We start from the raw sequence: 343 nt of genomic DNA on the forward strand, positions 1-343 counted from the left end.
AAACGACGTCTACAAAGGTGACCAAACTGTTACCACCGCTATCAAGGGAGTGACCGGTGGTGAGCATTTCGAGAACCTGGTACCGGGTACTACGGCGGTGAACACCACCGTTACGGATACCCCAGGCACCGACAACACCACCACGGTTACGCTGACTGCGCCAAGTGCCGTTAACGAGGGTGGCCAGATCACCTACACCGCGACCTTGAGCAACAAGGCCGGTACTGACGTCACCCTGAAGCTGGATAACGGTTCTTCGATCACTATCAAAGCTGGCGACACCATCGGCACCGTGACCGTCCCTGCACCTACCGATGACGTGTTCATCGACAAGAGCACCCAG

General features: G+C 56.9%; 1 protein-coding gene. It reads left to right on the plus strand.

The features are described 5' to 3' along the window. On the plus strand, window positions 1–343 hold a 343-nt coding region (locus ODQ19_RS28080), incomplete at both ends, for an immunoglobulin-like domain-containing protein (protein WP_330211847.1).

The organism is Pseudomonas sp. AM4(2022), assembly GCF_036346515.1.
GTDB classification, from domain to species: domain Bacteria; phylum Pseudomonadota; class Gammaproteobacteria; order Pseudomonadales; family Pseudomonadaceae; genus Aquipseudomonas; species Aquipseudomonas paracarnis.